Here is a 20,763-nt window from a genome sequence, read left to right as displayed (position 1 = left end):
AGGTTCCGTTTCATCTGTTTCTGCATCGGTTCCATACCTGCCCGGCTCACAATGCAAACTCCGACGGATCGAAGTTCAGCACCAAAACATTCCAACCTTTTTCGCCCTCATACTTTGCGGCGGGCAAATTCTTGAGCGGAGCGGATTTCATCAGGGCCCGGCGCGTGCTGCCCTCGACCGCACGCCGAGTTCCCTCAGGACCACCGGTGGCGGTCACTTCCGGCTCGCCGACGATATTGCCGGACTGATCGAGCTGCACCCGGATCTTCACACGGACTTCCGAGACGCCGGTCAGGCCGCCGACCAGCGCCCAGTTGCCCTGGATCTGTCCCTTGACGTTGTCGATCTCGCTGGAGCTGAGGCCGGTGCCGATGGTCTTGGTATCACCACGGGAGGCCACCTGCGTCGAACGCTTGGCGCCGCCACCGGATGCCTCCTGCTTGTTGAGCAGGGCTGCGATCTGGTCGGCGTTGAAATCGCTCGCCATCGAAGACGACGACTTGGCGGTTTCCTGCTGCTTGCCTTCCTTCTTGTCGGAAGGTTTGACGGATGCGGTCGCCTTGTTGTCAGTCTTCGCCGTCTCAGCTGCCTTAGCCGTAACCGGCTTCGTCTCGGCCGGCTTTTCAGCCGGCTTCTCGACGGGCTTGGCCTGCTCCTTCGGCGGTTCGGGCTTCGGCGGCTGGGGCCTCGAAGCCGGCGCCGGAACCGATTGCGGCAACTCGCCTGTCTCGGACGTGTTTTCGCTCTGCAAAGGCGCGGGCGTCGGCTTGGTAGCCTCCGGCTTTGGCGGCGTCGGCTCAGGCTTCGGCGGGGTAGGTTCCGGCTTCGGCGGTGTGATCTCCGGCTTGGGCTGCGGCAGGGCAGCCATCTCGGTCGGCTTCGGCGCCGTCTCTTCCTTGACGATGTCCTTGACCTGGTTCTGTTCAGGCGTCGGGGTCGGCGTCGGCCGTTCCACCGGCTTCGGAGCCGCCGTGGTTTCGGTCGGCTGCGGCTTGGTGGTCGGCGTCGGCGGCGTCTTCAGGTCGACATTGTTCTCGCCGGCGTTCTGGGCGTTGTCGACGATCTTCTGGTTCTTGGTTTCTTTGGGGGAAGGCTTCTGGCTGGGGGGCGCCTTCTTGTCACCCTGCTGGGTCTGGGTGATCGATTCGACCGGGACGATGTCGACGGGAAGCGCTTCCACGTCGGCCACGTCGAAAGACGCGGGCGCGCTCAGCGAAACGAGCGCCAAGCCGAGGACCAGCGAGTGGAGGACCAGCGATGTGCCGAGACTGACCTTCATGGCGCCGCGATCACTTCTCCTGTTCCTGCAGGGTCACGAGGCCGATATTCTTGTACCCGGCAGAAGAGATGCGGGCCATGACCTTCATGACGACGCCGTAGGCCGCGGTCGTATCGCCGCGCACGTAGATGCGCTCGTTATAGCCGGTCGTTGCGATCGCCTGCAGCTTCGGCACGATCTCGTCGAGGCCGATCGGAGTTTCCTGGAGGAAGATTTCGCCTTTCGGATTGACCGAGACGGTAATCGGCTGGGTATCGGCGTTCATCGCCTTCGCCTGCGTTTCCGGCAGGTCGATCGGCACGCCGACGGTCATCATCGGTGCCGCCACCATGAAGATGATGAGCAGAACGAGCATGACGTCGACGAGCGGCGTCACGTTGATTTCGCTGATCGCACCGCCGCGACGTCCGCCGCGCCTGCGACGACCGCCACCTGATGCCCTTGCTCCTCCGGCCGACATGCCCATGAGACGTTACTCCTTGAGAGCCCGAAAGGCTTTTACTGCGCCGCCTGGCGCGGCTGCAGCTTCTCGTCGATCTGGCGCGACAGGATGGCGGAGAATTCGTCCGCGAAACCTTCCATGCGGCCCGAAAGCTTGCCGGCATCGGCGGTGAACTTGTTGTAGGCGATGACCGCCGGAATAGCGGCAACAAGGCCGATGGCGGTGGCGAGCAGCGCTTCGGCGATGCCTGGCGCGACGACCGCGAGATTGGTGGACTTCGAACCGGCGATCGCCTGGAACGACGTCATGATGCCGATGACCGTGCCGAAGAGGCCGATGAACGGGCCGGCCGAGCCGATCGTCGCGAGCGAGCCGAGGCGCGCCTCATAGGTTTCCGCCTCGCGCGACATGGTGACGTCCATCGCCCGGTCGATACGCATCTGCAGGCCGATCGGCGACCGCGCACCACGCTCGAAGCTCTTCTTCCACTCACGCATGGCGGCGACGAAAATCGCCGCAAGACCGGTATTCGTCCGCTCCGACAGCGTGCGGTAAAGCTCTTCCAGCGACTGGCCGGACCAAAAAACCTGTTCGAACTGGTCGAACTGGCGCTTGGCTTTGCCGAAGCTGATATATTTGTCGATCACGATCGCCCAGGTCCAGACCGATGCGCCGATAAGGCCGATCATCACCAGCTTGACGACCAGACCGGCCTGCATGAACAGCGACCAGAGGCTCACTTCGCTCGCCGCCGCCGCCAAACCTACGTGTTCCATCTACTATCCCCGAATCCAAACGCCCGGCTTTAGGGACCGGGCGGTTCAAAAGCGCGCTCAGGCGAGTATGTCTTTGATCGCTGGATGCGCTTAGCCCTAACCCCAAGATACCCTGAGCTCCAAGCTTGGCTTCTCGCTTTCAATTTTGGTCAAAGGAAGGCGTGCGTTGCACAAATTCCTCAATGCTCAGTAAGACACCATTATCGTTAACGAATGGTTTAGAGCGGCCTTGCAATTGCCAGTTCGCAGATCACTTCAAGTTGGAACAAGGAAAACCGGTGACTTGCAACTTAGTTTTTTCTCATTCAGGGAGTAGCACACCTGTGGAAGCGGATTTTTGGGGAATGACCATGTGGCGTGCGGTGACGATAGCCTTGACGATGTTGATCGCCACGTCGGCGCACGCCGGCTCGTTCGATTGCAAGGGTGTCCCCTCGCCCGATGAACGGATAGTCTGTAACGACCCGCTCCTTTCGGCATTGGACACGGTGCTTCCCAGGGTCCAGGAAAAGGCCGAAAAGGACAACAAGGCGGAGACCCGCAAGACGCTGCGTGACTTCACCAGCGACCGCTCAGCCTGCGGCTCCGACCGATCCTGCGTTCTCAGCACCTATATAGCGATCCTTGGGAAACTCGGCGGCGACAACAGCATTCCCGCGGACGTTACCGCCAATATAATCGCGGCAGGACGGGCCAAACCCTCGCCGACCCTTCCGCAGAAGATCGGCCAATGCGCCGTCACCAACGTGACTGCCGTCCATCCGCGGGTCGGCCAGGATCCCGTCAAGGACGAGGATTACAACTCCGGAACCGGCATCGAATATGCCAACAAAGGCTACCAGGTTTCCTATGCCCGCGAGGAGGCGTTGATCGCCTCCAAGCCTGGCGACAAAGTAACCATGTGCCTGATTTCCACTCCCAAACGCTGCCCGGCGGGCGACGACCGGGGCCGGGAATATTTCGTCACCAACGCACGCACCGGACAGAGCTGGGCAATGGCCGATTCGCAGCATGCCTGCGGCGGCCCGTAGGTCCCGTCTAAACCGGACTGACCTGCTCGGCCGGGCGCCCGAGAAACTTTTCCGCCACGCTCTCCGGCAGCCGGCGCGGACGCCCGTGCCTGTTGATGACGGCGATCACCACCTTTGCGGCGATCAGCAGCGTTTCGCCGCGGCGGATCTCCTGGTTGAGCACCATCTTGGCGCCGCCCGCCTTTTCCGTCACGGTCTGGATGACCAGGATATCGTCCATGCGGGCCGGCTGCTTGAAGTCGATCTCCATCCGGTGGACGACGAAGACCAATCCCTCTTCGTCGGCAGAAAGCAGCGCGCTCTGCTCGCAGCCGAGGCAGCGCAGATAGTCGGTGCGGCCGCGCTCCAGGAAGTGCAGATAACGGGCGTGATAGACGAGGCCGGAAAAATCCGTGTCTTCATAATAGACGCGCTGGGCCAGCCGATGGCCACCTTCCATCAACTCGCCCGATAACAAAAAATTGTATTCCTTCATGGCCTTGCCTTGGAAATTTCCGCTACTCCACTGGATAAGCGCGCAATGCCGCCCCAGTTTTGACGTGCTGTCACATATCCTCCCTATCAGGAAATAAGTCGAAAACCAGCGGAGAGTAACTCATGAAGATTGCAGTCCTGGGCGGCGACGGCTTCGTCGGCTGGCCGACATCGCTTCACCTGTCGGACGCCGGCCATGAGATCCACATCCTCGATAACCTCTCCCGCCGCTGGATCGACACCGAACTCGGCGTCCAGTCGCTGACGCCGATGGACAGCATCCAGGAACGCACCCGCATCTGGCATGCCGAGACCGGACGCCGTATTCATTTCCATCTGATCGACCTCGCCAAGGACTACGAACTCCTGAAGGGCTGGCTTTCGAAACATCGCCCGGACGCCATCATCCATTTCGCCGAGCAGCGAGCCGCGCCCTACTCGATGAAGAGCGACCGGCACAAGAACTACACCGTCAGCAACAATGTAAACGCCACCCATAACCTTTTGAATGCATTGGTCGAACTCGATCTCGACTCGCATCTCGTGCATCTCGGCACGATGGGCGTCTACGGCTATTCGACGGTCGGCGCCGCCATTCCGGAAGGTTACCTGCCGGTCGGCATCGAAACGGCCGACGGCCGCACCGTTTCCCAGGAGATCCTTTATCCGAGCAATCCCGGCTCGATCTACCACATGACCAAATGCCTCGATCAGCAACTCTTCCAGTTCTACGCGAAGAACGACGGATTGCGGATCACCGACCTGCACCAGGGCATCGTCTGGGGCACCCACACCGAACAGACCCGCCGCCACCCGCAACTGATCAATAGATTCGACTATGACGGGGATTACGGGACGGTCTTGAATCGTTTTCTCATCCAGGCGGCGATCGGTTACCCGCTCACCGTCCACGGCACCGGCGGCCAGACCCGCGCCTTCATCCACATCCAGGATTCGGTCCGCTGCATCGAGATCGCACTGACCAATCCGCCGGCACGGAGCAGTCGCGTCGAGATCTTCAACCAGATGACCGAGACCCATCGGGTGCGCGATCTTGCCGAGATGATCTCGAAAATGACCGGTTCGAGGATCGCCTGGCTGCCGAACCCGCGCAAGGAAGCGCCGGAAAACGAGCTGGTGGTGAGGAACGAAAAATTCCTCGGCCTCGGCCTCGAACCGACCACGCTCGGCGAAGGACTGCTGGGCGAGATCGTCGACGTCGCGAAGAAATACGCCTACCGCGTTGATAGATCACGCGTTCCCGCCGTCTCCGCCTGGACGAGAGACATTGCTGCGAAGGTGGAACATGACCCGGAGGGTGTGAGGTTGAAGTCGGTGTCGTGAAGAAATGAGGTTTGCGCCGCATCGCCCGTCGGGGCCTTCCCTATCAAACAGGCCTGCTGTGCGGATAGTCGGAAGGTTGTGCCGTAGGGCCCCCTCATCCGCCTGCCGGCACCTTCTCCCCGAGGGGAGAAGAGATTCGCGGATGGGCCGCGACCCCATCTGCCGGCGCATTTGGTTGAAGGAAATGCGCGCGGCATACCTCTTCTCCCCACCGGGGAGAAGGTGCCGGCAGGCGGATGAGGGGGGCTGCGGAACAACAGCGTTGATCCTACGGAAGTCTGCCTCATGACCAACGCCTTCGTCACCCTGGTCACCAATGCCGACTACTCCATGGGCGCCACCGCGCTGGCCCGCTCCATCCGCCGCACCGGCACTGAGGCCGATATCGTCGTCCTCCACACCGGCGGCGTCGAGCGCTCAGCGCTGGCCCCGCTCGAAACCCTCGGCTGCCGGTTGGTCGAGGTCGAACATCTGCCCCTCTCCGAAGCCTTCAACGACCGGCATGCGCGAAGAAACCTGCATGGCGCCGCGCCCTTCACCAAAGGCCGCAAACCGGACTTTCACACGCCGCTCGACAATTTCTGCAAGCTTCGACTCTGGCAGCTCATCGAATACGAAACCTGCGTCTTCATCGATGCCGACGCGCTGGCGCTGAAGCCGATCGACAAGCTGTTTGCCTATCCGGAATTCTCGGCCGCCCCGAACGTCTACGAAAACCTCTCCGACTTCCACCGCCTGAACTCCGGCGTCTTCGTCGCCAAACCGTCTGCCGAGACATTTTACAGGATGCTCGCGACGCTCGACCAGCCGGACGCCTTCTGGCGGCGCACCGACCAGACGTTTCTGGAAACCTTCTTCCCGGATTGGCACGGCCTGCCGGTCTTCATGAACATGCTGCAATACGTCTGGTTCAACATGCCCGACCTCTGGAACTGGGAGAGCATCGGCGTGCTGCATTACCAGTATGAGAAGCCGTGGGAGAAGGATCATCCGAAGGCCGACCGGCTGCGGCCGCTGATCGACCTCTGGCATGCATTTTACGAGGATCGCGAAATCCCCGCCCTCTCCTCGCTGCCGAAACCGGGAGAAACGCCATGAAGGTGCTGATCTCCGGCGGAACAGGTTTGGTCGGCCGCTACATCGTCGAAGGTCTGCTTGATGCCGGCTATCCGGTCATTGTCGGAGGGCGCAATCCGCCAGCGCCCGGCTTCTTTTCCAAACCCGTCGAGTTCGTGTCCCTTTCGCTCGATCCCGCCCTCGACCAGATCGACGCCTTCGACGAGGCCTATTTCTTCGTCCATGCGGCATTCGACCATCTGCCCGGAAAATACCGCGGCGGCGAAGGCGATGATCCCGATCGCTTCCAGCGGCTGAACCTCGACGGTACCGTGAAGCTGTTCGAGACAGCCAGGAAGGCGGGCACCCGCCGGGCTGTCTTCCTCTCGAGCAGGGCCGTCTATGACGGACAACCGGCAGGAACGGTGCTTGACGAAGATCTCGCTTTGAAGCCCGGCAGCCTCTATGGCGAGATCAAACTCTGGACCGAGGGAGCACTGGCAGAACTTTCGGCCCCCGGTTTTGCCACCTCGTCTCTCCGGCTCACCGGCGTCTACGGCAATCTGCGCCCCAACAAATGGGACGCGCTCTTTGCGGATTACCTGGCCGGCCGGCCAGTTCCGTCGCGTGCGGGAACGGAGATCCACGGCAGCGATGTCGCCGCCGCCGTTCGCCTCATGCTGGAAACAGAGACCGGTAAGATCGCCGGCCACGCCTTTAACGCATCGGACGTTCTGACCGATACGCCTGAAATCCTCAGCCATCTGCCGGTATCTCATCACAACCTGCCGCCCCCGGCAGATCGCGGCATCGTCAACGTCATGTCGACGGACAAACTGAGGGCACTCGGCTGGCAGCCGGGCGGCGCGCCGCTCCTGCGGCAGACGATCGCGGATCTTGCAGCCACTCTCAATGCGACTGCGTGAAGCGCCGCATCTTTGCGTCGTTCTTTGCCTTTTCGATCGCCTTCTTATGCTCCTCGGCCCATTTTTGGCCCGCATCGCCGCCCCAGAGCAGCCAGGCGATGTAGCCGGTGGACGGATTGTCGTCGTCGCCGAAATTCTCGGCCCGCTTGTCCGCCTTGTGGCGGGAGAAGTAGCTCACCATCCGCCGCACCGTCTTTTCCGAGATCGATTTGCGGTTCTTGAGGTCGCGGGCTCGCGCTACCCCAACCATCGTGCCGCCGCGGCGGTACTGGGAGCGGAGCTTCAAGCCTTTTTCGGCGGCCTGCGCCACCTCGGCGGGCGGGATGTGATCCGGGATTTCGCTATCCATGGGTCTTCCTCAGCTCGGACTGACTCTGGAGAACGCGGATGAGGAACGCGGGCTCATCGGCATCCGCCTTGCGCTTGATCGTCTTGCCCTTGGCCTCGGCTCGCCCCCAGGTCCGTCCGACCTTGTTTCCGATCTCGATCTTCCGCATGACGTTCTCCTTTCGCAGGAGAAACGGAAAGCAATGCGCAGATGTTCCAGCCGGCACGCCAGGGCGGCTCAGGCGTCAGTTGGCACGACAGCCGACGATCCACGGCCGCGGCCTTTCAAACCCGCTGGAATGCCCAAAAGGCGAACTAGGATTTCAGATCCAGATCGCCGTCGCGCCAGACGAGATGGCGCGGACTGACCGGTAGGTTCTCGATCTCCTCGGCGATGAAGTAAGGCGGGATGTCGAGTGCCCGGAGAGCCTCGGTTGTCGCCGGTACCCATTTGAATTCCAGATCGTGTTCGTCCTTGATCCGATGGACGATGTCCGTCGGATGAAACGGAAACGTCTCCGGGATATCCATCAGGTAATAATAACCGAGCTCGTGCCAGTCGCGGTCTTCGTAGTGGAAGAAATTCTCGACCGACCAGAGCAGCCGCCCGATCGTCACCTCGACGCCGATCTCCTCGACCATCTCGCGTCTCAGCGTCTCTTCCGAGGTCTCGCCGATCTCCGCCCGCCCACCGGGAAACGTCCAGAATGCCTCGTCCACGGCGCGGTGCACCAGCACATGACCGTCCCGGAACCCGAGCCCGGCGATCCGCATCTGGAAAATGCGCTTGCTCTTCGTCTTGATGCGGATGCGAGTGCGGCCTGCCATGTGATTATCCCAGATCGATCACGTTGATTTCGGGCGGCGCGCCGAAGCGGACGGGCAGGCCGGAACAGCCGAGTCCGCCCGATATGATGATATTGCGGCCGCTTTCCTGCACATGCCCGTAGAGATAACGACTGCCGTAGCGGGAAGGAACGATCGGGGCCCAACCGAACAGCCGCACCTGCCCGCCATGCATGTGACCGGAGAGGGTGAGCGATATGCGATCCGGTACGGTTGGAAAGATGTCCGGCTCATGCGCCATCAGGATGACCGGGGCATCATCCGTTATCTGCGCCAATGTGGCCGGAAGGTCATCCTTGCCGCGCGTCCAATGGCGGGTTTTTTCGTCCGGAAGAAGGGCGATCTGGTCTTCGATGCCGGCCAGCCAAAAAGGCCGGCCATCCTTCTCGAACCGCGCCGCCCGATTGCTGTAGACGGGAATGCCCGCTGCTTCCAGCGCCTTGCGGCCAAACGGGATGCCCTCGCCGCTCGCCTGAACCTCGCTGTCCTGCCACCAGTCGTGATTACCGAGGATAGCATGGGTACCGAGCGGCGCCTTCAGGCTCGAAAGCGCGCCGGCCCAGGCATCCGGCGGCACATGATCGGTGATGAAGCGCATGCCGGAAACATAATCGCCGAGCAGCAGAATGACGTCCGGTTCAAGCGCATTGGCGGCTTCGCAGATCGAGGCGATCCTCTCGACGGGCATCCAGGGCTTGCAGGCATGGAAATCCGCAAGCGCGACGATCCGAAGCTTCAGCCCCGGCGTCCAGCCGGGCGGCGTCAGCGCATTCCGGGCGACCCTTAGCCGCACCAGCGGCTCGGCCACCGCATAGCCGGCCAGCGCCAGAAACGCCGCAACACCGCCCGTAAAAGACGTCAGGAACCCGCGGCGGGAAATCAATCAATCATCCTCGGTGAACATCCGGAACTGCGCCGCCTCGAGATCCTTGGGCGGCTGGAGTCCGAGATGTTTCCACGCATTTGCGGTCAAAACGCGGCCCCGCGGCGTGCGCTGGATGAAACCCTGCTGGATCATGTAGGGTTCGATGATGTCCTCGATCGCATCGCGTGGTTCCGACAGGCCGGCGGCGATCGTCTCGATGCCGACCGGCCCGCCACCGAAATTGACGGCGATCATGTTGAGATACCGCTTATCGAGCTGGTCGAGACCCATATTGTCGACCAGCAGCCGGGTCAGAGCCTCGTCGGCGATCTCCTTCGTCACCGCTTCGGCTCTCGCCACTTCGGCGAAATCGCGCACCCGGCGCAACAGCCGCCCGGCGATGCGCGGCGTTCCACGGGCCCGCCTTGCGATCTCGCGGGCGCCTGCATCGGTCATCGAAAGGCTCATCAGCCGCGCACCGCGCCGGACGATCAATTCCAGCTCATCGACCGTATAGAAGGACAACCGGATGGGAATGCCGAACCGGTCGCGCAGCGGCGTGGTGAGCAGACCGGCCCGGGTGGTGGCGGCAACCAGCGTGAACTTCGAAAGGTCGATCTTCACCGATCGCGCCGACGGACCTTCACCGATGATCAGGTCGAGCTGGAAATCCTCCATCGCCGGATAGAGGATTTCCTCGACTGCCGGGTTAAGCCGGTGGATTTCGTCGATAAAGAGCACGTCCCGCTCTTCGAGATTGGTGAGCAGGGCCGCAAGATCGCCAGCCTTGGCGATGACCGGGCCGGATGTCGAGCGGAAATTGACGCCGAGTTCCTTGGCCATGATCTGCGCCAGCGTCGTCTTGCCAAGCCCCGGCGGACCAACGAACAGCACGTGATCCAGCGCTTCGCCACGGTTCTTCGCCGCCTCGATGAAGACCTTGAGGTTGGCTCGCGCCTCCGCCTGGCCGGTGAACTCGTCCAGCGACTGCGGGCGCAGCGTCATATCCAGGTCTTCGCCCCGCTTTTCCGGCGTTATCAGGCGGGCGGGTTCACTCATGCGAGAAGTTCCATTCCGGGTACATATCGTGCAGCAGTTTTGTCGAAAGTCACCGTTTTTGAACAGCCAATTCTTTTTGCGAGCTCAGCGATCAAATAGTCTGCGACGTCGAACTTGCCGAAGCCATCGGCCAAAAACATGGTCTCTATGAAATCCGAATCCTCAAAGACGAGCTCTCGGCTTTCCAATAGTCCTCGAAACACGGACGCAATCTCTTGGTTCTTATAGCCGTAACTTTTCCGCATGACCCAACATGCTTCGGCGAAAACGAAGAGCGAGATATAAGCCGGATTTTCTGCCGATCTTGAACGAAAGAACTCAACTGCGCTTTCGTACTGTTTCGGGTCGTCCGTCATCAGAAACCGGAGGAGTACGTTCGTATCGATGCCAATCACGCATGATCCTCCGATCATCATCTGCCGCCGCTTGCGCCGCGGCGTCGCTCATTTCTTCGACGGTCAAGTGGACGCCGTTGGGAGCATGGCCGAGAATACCCGCAAACTCCATGACGCTCCGCGTCTTGGCCCTTAATTTGACCTCACCATTTTCAATGATGAAGTCCATTTGATCACCGGGACTAAGATTGAGATATTTCCTGATTTCGATTGGAATTGTCGTCTGACCTTTAGAGGTCAATTTTGCGCCGTAGCCCATGAGCACCTCCATTCCTTACATTTTTATCTTAGTAAGGATTCTGGAAAAAGCAAGGAATCACCGAGCCAGTTCCTTCAGCCCCAGCCGGATAAGTCTGGCGCTATCGCCCCCCTCTCCACCGTTCTTGAGCGCTGCTGCAACCGCATTCGCGGCCTGGTCGCGCGAATAACCGAGATTGGTGAGCGCCGAGACCGCATCGGCGACCGGCGCTGCGGCAACCCCCTCGCCGAGCTCCTGCTTGAGGCCGATATTGCCCGAAGCCTCGCCGGCAAAAGCGGGCGCCTTGTTCTTGAGTTCGGTGACGATACGCACCGCGACCTTCGGCCCGACGCCGGGCGCACGCGAAACCGTCGTCTTGTCCTGAAGGGCAATGGCGTTGGCGAGCTCAGACGGCGTCAGGGTCGAGAGCACCGCGAGCGCCACCTTGGCGCCGACGCCTTGCACGCTCTGCAGCAGGTTGAACCATTCCCGCTCCAGCGCGCTCAGGAAGCCGAAAAGCTTGAACTGATCCTCACGGACATAGGTCTCGATGAACAACACCACCGCTTCGCCGACCGAACCCATCTTCGACAGCACCCGCGACGAGCAGAAGACCTCGTAACAGACGCCATGAACGTCGACGAGCACATAGTCGTCGCCGATCTCGTCGATAGTGCCTTTGAGCTTGCCGATCATGAAAGATGTCCGTCAGGGATGGGTTTCGGGGGAGATGATGTCGAGCGAAGGGAAATAGGCGCGGTAACGGGCTGCATCACGGGTCAGGAGACGATGGGAACGGACCACGGCATGGGCGCCGATCAGGAAATCCGGCAGGGTTCGTTCGCGAAGTCCGCCGGACCTGCGGTAGGAAAAATGCGCCTTGCCCGCCTGGAACGCCGCATCATAAGACAGGGTCTCGCGCTTCATACCGAGCCAGCCGAATGCTAGGGTGATCTCGAGCTCACTCAGCGRCGATGCCGACAGTTCTGACCAGATGACCGGGTTGAGGATAAGTTCGCCCTCTTCCGCGCATCGTTTCAATGCACCGAGCGACCAGTTCCGCGCCGGAGTGGCAGGCCCAAGCATATCGATCAGCACATTCGTATCAACGACGGTCGAGGTCATCGCGCGGTCCCCGAAGCCAGTCGATGTACTCATCGGTCGTCATGCCGCCGAGATCCCAGGTGCCTTTGACGCTGTCCGCCCATTCTTCGAAGCTCTTGTAGTCCTGCCTGCTGTCGTCGAGCCTGACAAGCCTCACGCCGTCATCAGACACGACAAAATCCACCTCCGATCCCGGTCCGATCTTCAATCGGTCGCGGATTTCCTTGGGGATCGTAACCTGGCCTTTTTCGGTGACGCGCATGGTAATACCTCTGAGGTATTACTTATCGGCCAAACCAGAACAAGTCAAGAACAAACTAGCCGGCGAGTGCGGCGCGCATGCGCTGGCCACCGCGGTTATGGGCGTGGCAGATGGCAATCGCCAGCGCGTCGGCAGCGTCGTTGCCTTTGAACTCCGCCTTCGGCATCAGGATCTTCAACATCATGTGGATCTGCTGCTTTTCGCCGTGGCCGACGCCGATGACCGATTTCTTGACGGCGTTCGGCGCATATTCGGCGACCGGCAGCCCGGCCCGTGCCGGCACCAGCATGACGACGCCCCTCGCCTGGCCGAGCTTCAGCGTTGCGACCGCATCCTTGTTGACGAAGGTCTGCTCCACGGCCGCCTCGTGCGGCTGGTAGGCATGCACCACTTCCGCCAATCCGTCGTGCAATTGGCAGAGACGGGAGGCGAGATCCAGGTCGCCGTCGGAGGTCACGGTGCCCGAGGCGACGAATTTCAGGCTGTTGCCGAGCGTCTCGATAATGCCCCAGCCGGTGCGTCGAAGCCCCGGATCGATGCCGATGATGCGAATCGTGCCTGTCATGCCCATACCCTATCCTGATGCCCCAACCAGTGCCACGATAATGTGAACAAACCGAAAACGCGAACGCTGCGCCGTTAACCTACGGGTAACCATATCGGGAAGGTTTGCTCCCTTTCGGGTCGCCGGTCGGCAACGCCCCGGCGCCTCGCGCGTTGCAAATCGCGGCTTGAACGCAATGTGAGGAGGCAGCCATGATAGGCAAATATCATTCCCTTTCCGTCAAGGTGATCGGGCTTGTGCTGACGCAGAATGGGATTCTCGCCGGGCTCCTCTTTTATGTCGCCGACGGACTGACGCCTTTCGAAATGCTGGGCATCGCCGCGTCGCTGATAACGCTGACCCTCGTCACCATCTCGCTTGCCGGCGCGCTCATCAATCCGTTGCGGACAATCGCGGGAACCGTCTCGGAGATCGCCGCCGGCAAGACGGCGGTGCCGCGCGAGCATCTGGCCCGCACAGATGAAATCGGATCCATCTCACGGGCGCTGGAGCGGCTCTGCCGCGACCATCTCACCCGCCTTGTCGAAGACGAAGAAGAGCGCGAGCGGCAGGAGACGGCTGCGGCTGAAACCCGCATGCGCGACCTCGAGGCCGCCGGAGACGAGGCACACGATCTGAAGACCGTGGTGGAAGCGCTCGACGGCGGCCTGCGGCGCCTGGCGGTCGGCGATCTTACCGTCCGGATCGATATGCCGTTCCCCGACAGATACGAGGGCTTGCGCGCCGATTTCAACCACGCCCTGACAATCCTGGAAGACGTGCTCGGAATGATCGGCAGCGGCGCCCGCGACCTTCATAAGGACTGTGCCGAGGCCTGCGCCGACATGGCGGCAACGGCCGAGGCCGGTGGCCGCCTGACGGCAGCCATCGCCAAGACCGCCGCGGATGTCGGTTCGCTTGCCGAAACGCTCAAGGCGAGAAAGCTGCAGGCACAGCACGCGGCCGACATCGCCCACAATGCCCGGCTCGACCTGCGCCCGCCGAAGGAGATGATGCAAGCGGCAACGGTGGCGATGGAAGCAATCCGCAAGGCATCGCTCAAGATCGAGCCCGCCGCAGCCAACATCCGGGAGATCGCCTTCCAGGCCAATATGCTCGCTCTCAATGCCGGCGTCGAAGCGGCTCATTCGGGGGAGGCCGAGGTCGATTTCAAGACCGTGGCCGAGGAAATCCGCGGACTTGCAGAGCGCGCCGCAGAGGCCGCCAAGGACATCTCCGGCCTGTCACGCAGGTCGGCGGAAGCGGCCGAACTCGGCGGCAAGTCCGTCGAGAAGGCCGGTGGAGAGCTGGATGCGATCACGATCTATGCGGACGCCGTTGATCGCCACGTGGCGGCGCTTGCGGCAAGCTCTGGCAAGGAGATCGAAGCGATCGCAGCCGTCAGGACCACGATGACGACGCTTGCCAAGGCGAGCCGAGACCAGATCGGGGCGCTCGATGCGTTGACGGCGAAGCTCGGCCGCATGAACCACGAGATCGGTACGATCGACCACCATGCGGGACGTTTCACGCCCGTCACCATCCTCAACGCGGGAGGAGTGACGGTGCCGGAAAGCCTCAAACCCGCAAAACCCGGTTCGCACCTGCGGCTGGTCAAATCGTGATGTCGGAGGGGGCGTCGGTCACGACTCTTTCGAGCGGCGCTTTTCTGTCGACCTCGGGGTCGTATTTCTGGACGTGCCTGCCTAGATAAGTGGAACACTCTGTCAGTTATTCCGCCTCCAGGACGTGCCGATGATCCCCTTTTCCATTCTCGATCTTTCACCCGTCGGTGAAGGTTATTCCGTAAGCGATGCGCTCGACCAGTCCCGCCGCCTGGCAATCAAGGCCGAGGAGCAGGGTTACAAACGGGTCTGGCTCGCCGAACATCACGGCATGCCGGGCATTGCCAGCGCCGCAACCGCGATTGTCATCGGCCATGTGGGCGCTGCCACCAAGACCATCCGCGTCGGCTCCGGCGGCATCATGCTGCCCAATCATTCGCCGCTGGTCATCGCCGAACAGTTCGGCACGCTGGAAGCGCTGTTGCCCGGCCGCGTCGATCTCGGTCTCGGCCGGGCGCCGGGAACCGACATGCGCACCGCAAGCGCGCTCCGCCGCAATCTCGATGCCGGCGCCGAAAGTTTCCCGCATGACATCCTCGAGCTGCAGCGCCTGCTCGGTACGCCGGAAAAGGACCAGGGCCTGCTTGCCGTGCCGGGCATGGATGCGCACGTGCCGATCTGGCTGCTCGGATCGAGCATTTACAGTGCCCATCTCGCAGCCGCCCTCGGCCTGCCCTATGCGTTTGCCTCGCATTTTGCGCCCGACATGCTGATGGAAGCGATCTCGATCTACCGCGACCGTTTTAAGCCGTCGCTCCAACTCGATAAACCCTACATGATGGTCGGCGTCATGGGCGTCGCGGCGGAAACGGATGCCGAAGCGGAGCGCGCCTTCACCTCGTCGCAGCAGCAGTTCGTCAACCTGCGCAAGAACGTCCGCACCCGCTTCCCGAAACCGCTCGATAGCATGGAAGGTTTCTGGACGCCGATGGAAAAGATGAACGTCGAGCACACGCTGCGTTACGCGGCGGTCGGCTCGGTTGCGACGGTCGAGGCAAAGCTGAGGGATTTCCTGCGGGAAACCGGCGCCGACGAACTGATCATCTCGATGCCGATCCACGATGTCGACGCACGACTGCGCTCGGTCGAGTTGTTCGCGACGTTGCCGATGATGGAGAAGCAGCCCATCCCCGCCTAGGAAGCGGGCGTCACAAGAGGTTCACCGACCAGAGTTAGCTTTTGTTAATCCTGGCAAACGCGGAGTACCGAAACGTGACAGACGCCATCGCTTCCAAACCCAGTGTTTCTGCGTCCTACCACCCTCTGGAAAACCCGAGTTCACTCGGAAAATGGTTCATTCCCCTGTTCGGCGTCGTGCTGATCGGCGGCCTGGGTTATGTCGGGTACGCGCTGGCGAACGACCTTTCGGTCGCCAGTTCGGTTCCTTGGGCGCTGCTCGGCCTTGCGCTTTTGATCGCGCTCGGCTTCGAGTTCGTCAACGGCTTCCACGATACCGCCAATGCCGTGGCAACCGTCATCTACACCCGCTCCATGCCGGCGGAACTGGCAGTCGTCTGGTCGGGCTTCTTCAATTTCCTTGGCGTGCTGCTCTCAAGTGGCGCGGTCGCCTTCGGGATCCTGGCGCTGCTGCCGGTGGAACTGATCCTGCAGGTCGGTTCCGGCTCTGGCCTCGCGATGGTCTTCGCGCTCCTCGTCGCCGCCATCATCTGGAACCTCGGCACCTGGTATCTCGGCCTGCCCTCCTCCAGCTCGCATACGCTGATCGGCTCAATCATCGGCGTCGGCCTGGCGAACCAGTTCCTGGCGCCGCAGGGCACCGCCACCAGCGGCGTCGACTGGTCGCAGGCGAGCAATATCGGCCTGTCGCTGCTGATCTCTCCCCTGATCGGGTTCGGGCTTGCGGCGATCCTCCTTCTCGTCATGAAGGTGCTCGTCCGCAACAAGGCGCTTTACGAAGAGCCGAAGGGCAACAAGCCGCCACCCTTGTGGATCCGCAGCCTGCTGATCTTCACCTGCACCGGCGTCAGCTTCGCGCACGGCTCCAACGACGGCCAGAAAGGCATGGGCCTGATCATGCTCATCCTGATCGGCCTTGTACCGACCGCCTTTGCGCTCAACCGCACCCCCGATGCGCAATACCTGCATGCCTACGAACAGGCCTCGACGAATGTCGAGACGGCGCTGCAGAAATACGTCAAGCCGGGGGTCACGGTAACCAACGCCCGGGCGGAAGTCGCCAATGCGGTCAAGAACAAGACCTGGAACGACACGACGACGCTGGCGCTACAGCGGTTCATCCACGCCTCAAGCGAGCAGATCTCGAAATTCCCGACGCTCGAAGCGGTTCCGACCTCGCTGGTCGGCAACATCCGCAACGACGTCTATCTGATCGGCGAGGCGCTGAAGCTGATCGGTAAGAACAAGCTGCTGCCGATGCAAGGCGCTGATCTCGACGCCGTCAAGGCCTACCATCAGGCCGTCGACAACGCCACGAAGTTCATCCCGCTCTGGGTCAAGGTCGCCGTCGCGCTGGCGCTTGGCCTCGGCACCATGGTCGGCTGGAAACGCATCGTCGTAACGGTCGGCGAGAAGATCGGCAAGACCCACCTGACCTATGGCCAGGGTGCTTCGGCGGAAGTCGTCGCGATGGTGACGATTGGTGCTGCCGACCATCTCGGCCTGCCGGTCTCCACCACCCATGTGCTCTCGTCGGGCGTGGCGGGCACCATGGCGGCGAACGGGTCGGGACTGCAGTGGTCGACGGTGCGCAACATGTTGCTCGCCTGGGTGCTGACGCTGCCGGCCTCGATCGCTATCGCGTTCGTACTCTACGTGGCCCTGCGCCAGATCTTCTGAGCGTGAGCCCTGAAATGCAAACGGCACCCCGATCGGGTGCCGTTTTTGTATCGAGATCGGCTCTAAATTCAGGCCGAAAGCTTGGCCATGACTTCTTCGGAGACTTCGAAGTTCGAATAGACGCTCTGCACGTCGTCGTCGTCTTCCAGGTTGTCGATGAGCTTCAGCAGCGACTGTGCTTTCTCCTCATCCACCTCGATCGTGTTCTGCGGCCGCCAGATCACCTTGACGGTCTGGGCCTCGCCGAGCGTCGCTTCGAGCGCCTTGGACACTTCGCCGAGGCTTTCGAACGCGCAGATGATCGTGTGGCCGTCCTCGTCGGTGGTCACGTCGTCGGCACCAGCCTCGATCGCCGCTTCCATCACCTTGTCCGCATCGCCGACGCTCGCCTTGTAGGTGATTTCGCCGACATGGTCGAAGGAGAAGGAAACCGAGCCGGTTTCACCGAGTACACCGCCAGCCTTGGTGAAGGTCGAGCGGACGTTGGAGGCCGTGCGGTTGCGGTTGTCGGTCAGCGCCTCGACGATGACGGCGGTGCCGCCCGGGCCGTAACCTTCGTAACGGACGGAATCGTAGTTCTCTCCGTCGGAACCGGCAGCCTTCTTGATCGCCCGGTCGATATTGTCCTTGGGCATCGACTGCGCCTTGGCGTTCTGGATCGCCAGGCGAAGCGCCGCGTTCATGGTCGGATCAGGCAGACCCGTCTTGGCGGCAACGGTGATTTCGCGCGCAAGCTTGGAAAACATCTTCGACCGGATCGAATCCTGCTTGCCCTTGCGGTGCATGATGTTTTTGAACTGTGAATGGCCAGCCATGGCACCCCTGACACTTTAACTTGTTCTGGAATGGCGCCTTATAATTTCGAAGCCGGAGCCATTCAAGGGCATTTCCTGGGTAAGACGAGGCTTTTCTGATGCCGCCTCGCCGAAACAAGCAGGAACAAAGCCAAAGCCTTGCTGTTTGTTCACGCAGATGAACAACAAGGAGACAATCGATGGCAAGCCTTACCGAAGCCCGTGAAGCGCCCGAACGCCAGCTCTGGGACGAGATCAACAACATCCATGCCGGCATGCTCGGCATCGAGGGCTCGCATATGCACTTCCAGCCGATGGCGCCGAATGCCGATCCGAAATCGAGCACGATCTGGTTCTTCACCAAGAGTGATACGGATCTTGTACGCGCCATCCGCGCCGGCAGCCGCGCGCATTTCTGCGTCGTCGGCAAGAACCACGACTACCACGCCTGCCTTTCCGGCACGCTGGAGATCCGTAACGACCGCGCCAAGATCGACGAATACTGGAGCGCCGTGACCTCGGCCTGGTACGAGCGCGGCAAGGAAGACCCGCTACTGACCCTGCTCGCCTTCAAGGTCGACGACGCGGAAATCTGGGCCTCCACCGACAGTACGCTGAAATTCGGCTGGGAAATCGCCAAGGCCAATCTGAAGGACGAGAAGATGCCGGATGTCGGCGTCAAGCAGCACCTCGCCTTCCCGCAGTTCCACTGAACGAGAATAAGGCCGCTGGGCTGATCAGAGCCCCTGTGGCACCAGTATCGTCGGCTTTTTCGGCAGGCTGCGCATCGACACCCGGATCGTCTTATCCTTGGCATAGGCGATGTCGAACTTGGCGTCGAACATGGCGATGAAATTGTCGAGCGGCGGCCCCCAGCGGTGCATCGGCAGGATGAGCGAAGACCGCAGCCGCTGCACCACCCGGCTCATGCTGTCCGCGCCCATCGTCAGGCCGCCGTCGACCGGAACCATCAGGATATCGAGGCGGCCGATCTCGGTATACTGGGCCTCGTTCAGCTCGAAATGCAGGTGGCCGAGATGGCCGATGCAGAGGCCCGCGACCTCGAAGATGAAGATCGAATTGCCGTTTTCCTCGATGCCGCCGCCCCAGTTGCGGATATCCGACATGACATTGCGGATGTAGACATCCCCCACAATCAGACGGTGTTGCACCTTTTCCCCCGGCACATCGCTCCAGCCGTGCAGCACATGTTTGATCCCGGGATCGGGGCTCAGCGTAAAATGGGTGGAATGCGCCTTGTTCATCGTTGCCACGTCCGGCAGCCGCGAGGGGCGATAGGCGCCGCTATAGTCGGTGGCGATGCCGACCCCTTCAGGGGTTTCGATGAAATAGGTGGAATGGCCGACAAAGGTGATCTTCACCTCTTCCCTGTCGGCCAGCGCCAAATTCTTTTTTGCCTGGGCGAACTGCAAGCCGGACGGGTTGAAGCTCGCAAAGGTGACACCGGGCAGCTTCTGGGCGATCGCCTGGCACTGGCTGACAGGCAGGCCGTCCTGGGCGAACGCGGCGAAGGCGGAGAGAAGCAGACCGGAAAGACCGAGTGCTAGAGCCCGTAGCATCATGCTGATCCCAAAGAACTGCGTTCATGCTCATTCCCGGCGAAAACATGCGGCAATGCGAAACACCGGTCCAGCGGGAAGTGTCTAAGGCCGCCTCACAATTCTGTCATTGGTCGAGGTCATGGAATTGACTATTGAAAGGTATGGCGGCGCGCGCCGGTCTCACCGCCATTCCGCATCGGAAGTGCAAGAGGATATATTTCATGAAGCACGAGATTGAGATCAAGACGAAGGACGGCACGGCCAAAGCCGCCGTCATCAAGCCTGCAGACGGTGCTGCAACCGACAAGGGCGTCATCCTCTACATGGATGCCTTCGGCCCGCGCGAAGCGCTCTGCTGGATGGGCCAGCGCATCGCCGATGCCGGTTATACCGTGCTCATTCCGGACCTATTCTATCGCTCGGGCGCCTACGGCCCGTTCGATGCGAAGACGGCCTTCAGCGAAGAAGCCACCAGGGCGCAGCTGATGGCCCTGATGCGCGCCACGCCCCAGACGCTCACCGCCGAGGATGGAGAAGCCTTCATCGAAGCGTTGACCTCCGAAGGCGCCACCGGCGCGATCGGCGCCGTGGGTTACTGCATGGGCGGCGGCCGGGCGATCACCGCCGCGGCCTACTATCCGGAACGCATCAAGGCAGCCACCAGCTTCCATGGCGGCAATCTCGCAAGCGACGCCGAAGACAGCCCGCACAGGCTGGCAGACCGGATCAAGGCACGCGTTTATGTCGGCGTCGCCGGCGTCGACAACAGCTTTCCGCCGGAGCAGTCGGCTCGGCTCGCCGAAGCATTTCGCACCGGCGGCGTCGACCACACGATCGAGAATTATGTCGGCATGGCGCATGGCTGGACGGTGCCAGACCACAGCATCTACGACAAGGACGGTTCCGAACGTCACTTCAAGCGCCTGCTGACGCTGTTCGAAGAGACCCTCTGAGACGACCCCACCGAAACGACAGAGGGGCGGCTTCGGGCCGCCCC

At 61.5% G+C, this 20,763-nt stretch carries 26 protein-coding genes; 9 read left to right on the top strand and 17 right to left on the bottom strand.

The window, feature by feature from the left end; all coding sequences use genetic code 11:
* Window positions 1–46 precede the first annotated feature (46 nt).
* From AC1DLT_RS10965 to tolQ, 3 genes are read right to left on the bottom strand one after another with little or no spacing between them, the layout of a single operon-like run.
* A complete protein-coding gene (locus AC1DLT_RS10965) occupies window positions 47–1,279 on the bottom strand; it encodes a hypothetical protein (protein ID WP_477486743.1) in 1,233 nt (410 codons plus the stop codon).
* 10 nt (window positions 1,280–1,289) lie between these two features.
* Window positions 1,290–1,745: a protein TolR gene (gene tolR, locus AC1DLT_RS10960; RefSeq protein ID WP_038544868.1), complete on the bottom strand. Its 456-nt coding sequence runs from the start codon at window positions 1,743–1,745 to the stop codon at window positions 1,290–1,292.
* A 32-nt stretch (window positions 1,746–1,777) separates the two neighbouring features.
* Window positions 1,778–2,497: a protein TolQ gene (gene tolQ / locus AC1DLT_RS10955; RefSeq protein WP_038544871.1), complete on the bottom strand. Its 720-nt coding sequence runs from the start codon at window positions 2,495–2,497 to the stop codon at window positions 1,778–1,780.
* Window positions 2,498–2,841: 344 nt separating this feature from the next.
* Between tolQ and AC1DLT_RS10950 the strand changes: the two genes are divergently transcribed.
* Window positions 2,842–3,528, top strand: coding sequence for a lysozyme inhibitor LprI family protein (locus tag AC1DLT_RS10950; RefSeq protein ID WP_051899797.1), 687 nt, complete (start codon window positions 2,842–2,844; stop codon window positions 3,526–3,528).
* A gap of 7 nt (window positions 3,529–3,535) precedes the next feature.
* On the opposite strand, the gene ybgC is transcribed toward AC1DLT_RS10950, so the two are convergent.
* Window positions 3,536–4,003: a tol-pal system-associated acyl-CoA thioesterase gene (gene ybgC, locus AC1DLT_RS10945; RefSeq protein WP_477486742.1), complete on the bottom strand. Its 468-nt coding sequence runs from the start codon at window positions 4,001–4,003 to the stop codon at window positions 3,536–3,538.
* 122 nt (window positions 4,004–4,125) lie between these two features.
* Here ybgC and AC1DLT_RS10940 point away from each other — a divergent pair, with 122 nt between their 5' ends.
* The 3 genes from AC1DLT_RS10940 to AC1DLT_RS10930 all read left to right on the top strand — a co-directional run bounded on the left by AC1DLT_RS10940 (window position 4,126) and on the right by AC1DLT_RS10930 (window position 7,328).
* Window positions 4,126–5,346 (top strand): NAD-dependent epimerase/dehydratase family protein, encoded by a 1,221-nt coding sequence (locus AC1DLT_RS10940; RefSeq protein WP_477486741.1) that lies wholly within the window; start codon window positions 4,126–4,128, stop codon window positions 5,344–5,346.
* 285 nt (window positions 5,347–5,631) lie between these two features.
* Window positions 5,632–6,444 (top strand): glycosyltransferase, encoded by an 813-nt coding sequence (locus tag AC1DLT_RS10935; protein ID WP_477486740.1) that lies wholly within the window; start codon window positions 5,632–5,634, stop codon window positions 6,442–6,444.
* Entirely contained in the window at window positions 6,441–7,328 is an 888-nt protein-coding gene (locus tag AC1DLT_RS10930) for an NAD-dependent epimerase/dehydratase family protein (protein WP_477486739.1), read from the top strand. Before AC1DLT_RS10935 ends, AC1DLT_RS10930 begins: the two co-directional genes overlap by 4 nt.
* On the opposite strand, the gene AC1DLT_RS10925 is transcribed toward AC1DLT_RS10930, so the two are convergent.
* The 11 genes from AC1DLT_RS10925 to ruvC all read right to left on the bottom strand — a co-directional run bounded on the left by AC1DLT_RS10925 (window position 7,312) and on the right by ruvC (window position 12,989).
* A complete protein-coding gene (locus tag AC1DLT_RS10925) occupies window positions 7,312–7,677 on the bottom strand; it encodes a hypothetical protein (RefSeq protein ID WP_038544885.1) in 366 nt (121 codons plus the stop codon). The two genes, AC1DLT_RS10930 and AC1DLT_RS10925, sit on opposite strands and share 17 nt — an antisense overlap.
* Entirely contained in the window at window positions 7,670–7,825 is a 156-nt protein-coding gene (locus AC1DLT_RS10920; RefSeq protein WP_477486738.1) for a hypothetical protein, read from the bottom strand. The genes AC1DLT_RS10925 and AC1DLT_RS10920 overlap by 8 nt, the downstream gene beginning before the upstream one ends.
* 145 nt (window positions 7,826–7,970) lie before the next feature.
* On the bottom strand, window positions 7,971–8,483 hold the full coding sequence (locus tag AC1DLT_RS10915; protein WP_477486737.1) for an NUDIX hydrolase: 513 nt from the start codon (window positions 8,481–8,483) through the stop codon (window positions 7,971–7,973).
* A 4-nt stretch (window positions 8,484–8,487) separates the two neighbouring features.
* On the bottom strand, window positions 8,488–9,384 hold the full coding sequence (locus AC1DLT_RS10910; RefSeq protein ID WP_477486736.1) for a metallophosphoesterase: 897 nt from the start codon (window positions 9,382–9,384) through the stop codon (window positions 8,488–8,490).
* Entirely contained in the window at window positions 9,385–10,425 is a 1,041-nt protein-coding gene (gene ruvB, locus AC1DLT_RS10905; protein WP_247032168.1) for a Holliday junction branch migration DNA helicase RuvB, read from the bottom strand.
* Window positions 10,422–10,781: a PIN domain-containing protein gene (locus AC1DLT_RS10900; RefSeq protein WP_477483122.1), complete on the bottom strand. Its 360-nt coding sequence runs from the start codon at window positions 10,779–10,781 to the stop codon at window positions 10,422–10,424. Before AC1DLT_RS10900 ends, ruvB begins: the two co-directional genes overlap by 4 nt.
* Window positions 10,744–11,079 carry an AbrB/MazE/SpoVT family DNA-binding domain-containing protein gene (locus AC1DLT_RS10895; RefSeq protein WP_247032166.1) on the bottom strand — a complete coding sequence of 112 codons (336 nt, stop codon included), beginning with the start codon at window positions 11,077–11,079 and terminating at the stop codon, window positions 10,744–10,746. Before AC1DLT_RS10895 ends, AC1DLT_RS10900 begins: the two co-directional genes overlap by 38 nt.
* 57 nt (window positions 11,080–11,136) lie before the next feature.
* Entirely contained in the window at window positions 11,137–11,754 is a 618-nt protein-coding gene (gene ruvA / locus AC1DLT_RS10890; protein WP_038544898.1) for a Holliday junction branch migration protein RuvA, read from the bottom strand.
* A gap of 12 nt (window positions 11,755–11,766) precedes the next feature.
* Entirely contained in the window at window positions 11,767–12,183 is a 417-nt protein-coding gene (locus tag AC1DLT_RS10885) for a type II toxin-antitoxin system VapC family toxin (RefSeq protein ID WP_477486735.1), read from the bottom strand.
* Window positions 12,164–12,424 carry an AbrB/MazE/SpoVT family DNA-binding domain-containing protein gene (locus AC1DLT_RS10880; RefSeq protein WP_247032162.1) on the bottom strand — a complete coding sequence of 87 codons (261 nt, stop codon included), beginning with the start codon at window positions 12,422–12,424 and terminating at the stop codon, window positions 12,164–12,166. Before AC1DLT_RS10880 ends, AC1DLT_RS10885 begins: the two co-directional genes overlap by 20 nt.
* 55 nt (window positions 12,425–12,479) lie before the next feature.
* Window positions 12,480–12,989, bottom strand: a complete 510-nt coding sequence (gene ruvC / locus AC1DLT_RS10875) for a crossover junction endodeoxyribonuclease RuvC (RefSeq protein ID WP_038549578.1) — start codon at window positions 12,987–12,989, stop codon at window positions 12,480–12,482.
* A 191-nt stretch (window positions 12,990–13,180) separates the two neighbouring features.
* Between ruvC and AC1DLT_RS10870 the strand changes: the two genes are divergently transcribed.
* The 3 genes from AC1DLT_RS10870 to AC1DLT_RS10860 all read left to right on the top strand — a co-directional run bounded on the left by AC1DLT_RS10870 (window position 13,181) and on the right by AC1DLT_RS10860 (window position 17,410).
* Window positions 13,181–14,593: a methyl-accepting chemotaxis protein gene (locus tag AC1DLT_RS10870; protein WP_477486734.1), complete on the top strand. Its 1,413-nt coding sequence runs from the start codon at window positions 13,181–13,183 to the stop codon at window positions 14,591–14,593.
* A 130-nt stretch (window positions 14,594–14,723) separates the two neighbouring features.
* On the top strand, window positions 14,724–15,731 hold the full coding sequence (locus AC1DLT_RS10865) for an LLM class flavin-dependent oxidoreductase (protein WP_038544909.1): 1,008 nt from the start codon (window positions 14,724–14,726) through the stop codon (window positions 15,729–15,731).
* 86 nt (window positions 15,732–15,817) lie between these two features.
* Entirely contained in the window at window positions 15,818–17,410 is a 1,593-nt protein-coding gene (locus tag AC1DLT_RS10860; protein ID WP_477486920.1) for an inorganic phosphate transporter, read from the top strand.
* A gap of 68 nt (window positions 17,411–17,478) precedes the next feature.
* On the opposite strand, the gene AC1DLT_RS10855 is transcribed toward AC1DLT_RS10860, so the two are convergent.
* Window positions 17,479–18,225 (bottom strand): YebC/PmpR family DNA-binding transcriptional regulator, encoded by a 747-nt coding sequence (locus AC1DLT_RS10855; protein WP_038544911.1) that lies wholly within the window; start codon window positions 18,223–18,225, stop codon window positions 17,479–17,481.
* Window positions 18,226–18,404: 179 nt separating this feature from the next.
* On the opposite strand from AC1DLT_RS10855, the gene AC1DLT_RS10850 reads away from it, so the two are divergent.
* Window positions 18,405–18,917: a pyridoxamine 5'-phosphate oxidase family protein gene (locus tag AC1DLT_RS10850; protein WP_038544913.1), complete on the top strand. Its 513-nt coding sequence runs from the start codon at window positions 18,405–18,407 to the stop codon at window positions 18,915–18,917.
* 24 nt (window positions 18,918–18,941) lie between these two features.
* Here the strand turns inward: AC1DLT_RS10850 and AC1DLT_RS10845 are convergent, their stop codons facing one another.
* Window positions 18,942–19,787, bottom strand: coding sequence for an MBL fold metallo-hydrolase (locus tag AC1DLT_RS10845; protein ID WP_477486733.1), 846 nt, complete (start codon window positions 19,785–19,787; stop codon window positions 18,942–18,944).
* A gap of 200 nt (window positions 19,788–19,987) precedes the next feature.
* Between AC1DLT_RS10845 and AC1DLT_RS10840 the strand changes: the two genes are divergently transcribed.
* On the top strand, window positions 19,988–20,719 hold the full coding sequence (locus AC1DLT_RS10840; RefSeq protein WP_477486732.1) for a dienelactone hydrolase family protein: 732 nt from the start codon (window positions 19,988–19,990) through the stop codon (window positions 20,717–20,719).
* Window positions 20,720–20,763: the final 44 nt, after the last annotated feature.

Source organism: Neorhizobium sp. 05N33 (assembly GCF_056397445.1).
The sequence above is the reverse complement of the archived record's forward strand: the minus strand, read 5'-3'. Positions and strand labels throughout refer to the sequence as shown.